Raw genomic sequence first — 2,644 nt, forward strand, 5'->3', positions numbered from 1 at the left:
CAAATCCATGACCAGCCTCAAGAAGCCGAATGCCAGATTAGCTTACGCTGCGATTGATTACTACAGCAATATCTATGTGACGGACATCGCGAATCATTGCCTGCACAAGTTTGACCGCGATTTGAATTATCTCACCAGTTTCGGGCGGCGGGGCAGCGGTGAAAAGGAATTCAACGAGCCGCGCGGCCTGGCGATTTACAAGCGTTTCGGCCAGGTTATCATCGCCGAGCGCGAGGCGGTGCAATATTATTGGGTTGGCGCCGATATTCGTGACGTGCATGCCGTGATCGAAGGCAATCCTGCGTTTCTTTCGCTAACGTATTTTCTGACGGAGCCCAGTTATGTCACGCTCGAAATTCTTGATGCCGCGAAGAAACCGCTGGCGAAACCGATGGAGAATATTCTTCGCTTTTCCGGCGAGAGGCGGGAATTATTCGATGGCACGTGGCAGGTGATTACTTCAGAAATTCCTCCACACGTGACGCAAAATCATCAGCCGATGAAGGCCGGAACTTACATCATTCGACTAACAATAAAACCGACTTATTCCAGTTACAAAAAATTCGAAAAAGCGCATGAAACCAGGGTGCAATTTTGAACATGACAGAACCGAATGTGACCGTCGAGTTGGCGCAACAGCACGGTTTGAATGCCGAAGAGTATGCGCGCATTCTGCAAATCCTCGGCCGCACGCCGACGTTTACCGAGTTGGGTATTTTTTCCGTGATGTGGTCGGAGCATTGCAGCTACAAAAATTCCATCGCACAATTGAAAAAACTGCCGCGCGAGGGCAAAGCGCTGTTGGTGAAGGCAGGCGAAGAAAACGCCGGCGTTGTCGATATTGGCGACGGCCTGGCGATTGCTTTTAAAATTGAAAGCCACAACCACCCCTCGGCGGTGGAGCCGTATCAAGGCGCGGCCACGGGCGTGGGCGGTATATTGCGCGATATTTTTACCATGGGCGCGCGCCCAATCGCCGCGTTGAATTCGTTGCGCTTCGGCAGTCTTGAGGACAGCCGCGTGCGTTATCTTGTCAAAGGCGTGGTTAAAGGCATCGGTGATTATGGCAATTGCTTTGGCGTGCCGACCGTTGCCGGCGAGGTTTATTTCGAAGATTGCTATCGCGATAATCCGCTGGTTAATGCGATGGCGGTTGGTCTCGTTAAACACGATCGCATCGCCAAGGCCGTTGCAGCCGGGGCGGGCAATCGTGTCATTTTGATCGGCTCGGCAACCGGCCGCGACGGTATTCACGGCGCAACGTTTGCCAGCGAGGAAATCTCAGAGGAAAGCGAAAGCAAACGCCCGCAGGTGCAGGTCGGCGATCCTTTCGCCGAAAAACTTCTGCTCGAAGCCACCTTAGAAATGATTCGCGCCGATTTGATCGTCGGCATTCAAGACATGGGCGCCGCCGGCATCACGTGCTCAACCTCGGAAATGTCGGCGCGCGGGAAACACGGCATGGAAGTCAATCTTGAAAACGTGCCGTTGCGCGAAGCGGGTATGACGCCGTATGAGATCATGCTGTCGGAATCACAAGAACGCATGCTAGTGGTGGCAAAACCCGGCAATGAGCAGGCGATTGCCGATATTTGCCGCAAATGGGATTTGCATGCGGCAAAGATTGGCGAAGTAAAATCGGACAATGTGCTGCATGTCAAAATAAATGGACGGATTGTGGCTGAGATTCCTGCTGAAACTTTGGTGTTGGGCGGCGGCGCACCGGTTTACGTGCGGGAAGCAAAGGCGCCGGCTTATCTGAAAACGACGCGCGCGTTCGAGGCGGCGACGCTCCGTCCTCCGAAACATCTCGATGAAACACTGCTGCAGCTTCTCAGCGCGCCGAATATTGCGAACAAGCGTTGGATTTACCAACAATATGATTCCACCGTGCGCAGCAACACCGTGATTATGCCCGGCGGCGACGCGGCGGTGATTCGCATCAAAGGAACAAGAAAAGCCATTGCACTCAAAACGGATTGCAATGGCCGTTATGTTTATCTCAACCCTCGCCGGGGCGCGGCAATTGCCGTCGCCGAGTCGGCGCGCAATGTGGCCGTCACCGGCGGACGGCCGGTTGCGATCACAAACTGTTTGAATTTTGGCAACCCCTACAAACCGGAGAATTACTGGCAATTTCAAGAAGCCATCGCCGGCATTGGAGAAGCTTGCCGCGTGCTGGAAACGCCGGTGACCGGCGGCAATGTGAGTTTTTATAATGAGAGTCCGACGGCTGCGGTTTATCCAACTCCGGTGATTGGTATGCTCGGAATTTTAGATGATGTCGCATACGCGACGACGGCGAGCTTCAAACAAGCGGGCGATGAGATTGCCTTACTCGGCACAAATCTTGAAGAAGTGGGCGGCAGCGAGTATTTGAAAGTCATTCACGGTCAGGTTGCCGGCGATTGCCCGGCGCTCGATCTTCAAAAGGAAAAAGCCGTGCAGTCCGCCTGCCTTGCGCTCATTCATCAGCGTTTGCTCAGTTCGGCACACGATGTTGCGGATGGGGGATTGGCGGTTGCGCTGGCAGAATGTTGCATCATGAATGAAGAACGTTCGTTTGGCGCAGAAATCACGCTGCCTAAATTCCAACGCGCGGATTTTGCGTTGTTCGGAGAAAGCCAATCATTAATTGTAATTT

1 protein-coding gene is annotated in these 2,644 nt (G+C 53.5%); it reads left to right on the forward strand.

Annotated elements, in window-relative coordinates:
* Positions 1-600: 600 nt before the first annotated feature.
* On the forward strand, positions 601-2,644 hold a 2,044-nt coding region (gene purL, locus FBQ85_29020; GenBank protein MDL1879175.1), incomplete at its 3' end, for a phosphoribosylformylglycinamidine synthase subunit PurL.

Source organism: Cytophagia bacterium CHB2 (genome assembly GCA_030263535.1).
In the GTDB taxonomy this organism is placed as follows: Bacteria; Zhuqueibacterota; Zhuqueibacteria; order Zhuqueibacterales; family Zhuqueibacteraceae; genus Coneutiohabitans.